The 2788-nt window shown below is 53.6% G+C and carries 3 protein-coding genes; 2 read left to right on the forward strand and 1 reads right to left on the reverse strand.

Annotated elements, in window-relative coordinates; genetic code table 11:
- Nucleotides 1–499: IS30 family transposase (locus NWQ23_RS11495; protein ID WP_306166501.1), on the forward strand; the 499-nt coding region annotated here is incomplete at its 5' end.
- A 253-nt stretch (nucleotides 500–752) separates the two neighbouring features.
- On the opposite strand, the gene NWQ23_RS11500 is transcribed toward NWQ23_RS11495, so the two are convergent.
- The gene (locus NWQ23_RS11500) at nucleotides 753–1748 is read right to left on the reverse strand and encodes a sterol desaturase family protein (protein ID WP_306166502.1); all 996 of its coding nucleotides are present in this window, start codon (nucleotides 1746–1748) and stop codon (nucleotides 753–755) included.
- A 436-nt stretch (nucleotides 1749–2184) separates the two neighbouring features.
- Here NWQ23_RS11500 and NWQ23_RS11505 point away from each other — a divergent pair.
- On the forward strand, nucleotides 2185–2788 hold a 604-nt coding region (locus NWQ23_RS11505; RefSeq protein ID WP_306166503.1), incomplete at its 3' end, for a DMT family transporter.

Here is a 2788-nt window from a genome sequence, read left to right on the forward strand (position 1 = left end):
CAGCGAAAGACCTGCATCAATCGAGGATCGTGCTGTTCCGGGGCACTGGGAGGGTGACTTGATCGGGGGCTCAAAAAACAGCTATGTCGCAACCCTCGTGGAACGGCATTCCAGATATGTCATGCTGGTAAAAGTCGCCAACAAGGACACAGAGAGCGTTGTCACTGCGCTGATCAAGTCGGCTCAGAAGCTGCCACGTGAACTCTACAAATCTCTGACATGGGATCGTGGCAAAGAGCTGGCAGATCACCCGCGCTTCACGCTGGCTACGGATGTTGATGTCTACTTCTGCGACCCGCAGTTACCGTGGCAACGTGGATCAAACGAGAACACCAACCGGCTTTTGAGGCAGTATTTGCCGCGCGGAACCGACTTATCGGTCCATTCCCAAGTAAAACTCAGCGCAATCGCAAGGCAACTCAGCGAACGCCCTCGCAAGACCTTGCAATATCAAACGCCAGCAGAGAAGTTCGCAGAGTGTGTTGCGTCGACCGGTTGAGATCGCCGGACTTTCCGGCCATTTGCCCACACAGCTATTGCTGTCGCAGCATCGCTTCGCGGAAGCGGCATGCTCGCTGCTACGTTGCAGCCAAAATCGCCAGAGCGGCCATTCAAAGCCCCGCTGAGACACGAAATTCAAACCGTCATTCGCCACGGGCGGTTCCAACGATTCAGACGCGGGACGTAGCAGCCGTCTACCCGAAGACATTTGACGTCAGCTAAAGACCCTTAGGGAGCAAAACAGCGAACCCTTAGCCGTGCATTTGTCTTTTGCGATTTCGGGTGCGTTGCGTCGCCTCTTCTGACCCATCATGATATGTCCCAAACCACTTGTCCCATGGCATTTCCGCGTTCCCGTAATTGCACTCATAATATCGATGGTGGAGTTGGTGAAAGAACGCCCCAAGCAGGATGGCTTGACGATCTCGCGCCCACAACGCCTCGTATCCTGAATGAGATGACGCAGCACCCAGCATCAGCCAATAGCCAAGAAACAGCATATGCACTGGATGGCTTGGGAGGATGAGAACGATCAGGATTGCGCTGAGGTAGGTCAACGCTTCAACGGGGTGCATCGACATGCCGGACCATGGGCCGGTGTTGACGTTGCGATGATGAACTGAATGCACGTATTTGTAGATAAACGGCTGATGCAAAAAAAGATGCACGACGTAAAAGTGAAAGCTTTGCCACAGCGCAAGAAGAGGAAACATCAGAATGAACCAAACGGGATGCGCGCCGAATGACAAGGTGCCGATCAATCCGTTGGCATAGGACCAGCGCAAGAAGCACTCTAGAGACGATAGAATCGTCGCGCCGAACATCATCGAGTAGTAGACATTGTCCCATGTCTGATAGCCGAATTTGAACAATGCGTTCTTGCGTTTGAAATATGGGCGCGGGTCAAATTTCTGTAATTTTCCCTGACCGTCGATCCCATAGAACCAGTGATGCAGCCCTCCGGCGACAATCAACAATAGCAGCCAATTGCGTAAGAACACCCATGCCGTCCAGCCAAGACCGAGGCTGGATTGCTCTTGCCCTACAGGATGCAGCCAGAAGGTTACCAAAAACGCCAGTGCAAGAAAGAACGAGCGGTCAGAAAATTGTAGCCAGTTCTGCCACACCCATTTTATCAGAGCGGCGGGTTTCGGCGGCCACAGCCAATACGGCGCATGCCTGACTGGTAGCTCTGGATGCCAGTGCCACTCCCGGCTCATTGGTTCGGTGTCGGTTTTCTTTGTCATCCAAATTTCATCTCGCTGGCATGGTGAATACTTACCTGTCTGAATGTCAGCGGGTCTTTTCTAAAAGCGACGTTTTGAAAAACGCAAAGTGTTTCTCACCTTATAGATTGATAGGCGTGGTCAGTTTATTCGAAAATTCCTCGCTGAAGAAAGCGGCCACTTGTTCAAGGCGCAGTATCGGAGAGTCTGGGCTCTCCTGACACCTTCGCCGCACCATCTACGAACGGTTGGTCCGAAAACGGGTGCCGTTCTCTGCGTAGAGCTTGAACTGGAAAGACGCGGGACGAAGTACCAATTCGCGGCGTTGGCAGAAGGTGCTGGTCAGAGGCCATTCCTTGGCATCTATGTACCACGAACAGCTTCGGTGTCGCAAACGGAAGGCCAAAGCGACAGCCGCATCGCTAGCAATGAGAAAGAAATGTCTTTCGGAGACCAAATGACTGTCATGAACCAACCGTCACTCGGCACTGACGGGCACCGGTTCGGTGTCCTGTTTGTCTTTACTGCTGGTGTGCTTTGGTCGACCGTCGGGCTTGGAATACGGCTGATCGAAGACGCGGTTGTGTGGCAGATATTGCTTTACCGTTCGGCCAGCCTGTCACTTCTGCTTTATGTGTTCATTCGCATGCGCTCTGGTGAAAGCCCCTTTGCCCAGATCCGCCGCACCGGGTTCCCAGCAGTGATCGCAGGGCTGTCACTGGTGGCTGCTTATTCCGGAGGGATATATGCAATCCAGGCGACATCTGTAGCAAACGCCATGCTTCTGTTTGCAACAGCACCCTTTATGGCGGCAGTTCTGGGATGGGTTGTTCTGCGTGAACCTGTACGCCCTGCCACCTGGGTGGCCATAGCCGTTGCCATTGCCGGTATCGCGATCATGGTCGCAGATAAATCTGGAGGCGTAGCCTTGAAGGGCAGTCTGGCGGCCTTGGGGTCCGCCTTTGGATTTGCGGTCTTCACTGTGGCGCTGCGTTGGGGAAAATCAGGTGAAATGCTGCCGTCGGTGTTTCTGTCCGGATTGTTCGGCATCATCGTGACGT

This window comes from Yoonia sp. (assembly GCF_030731595.1).
Lineage (GTDB): Bacteria > Pseudomonadota > Alphaproteobacteria > Rhodobacterales > Rhodobacteraceae > Yoonia.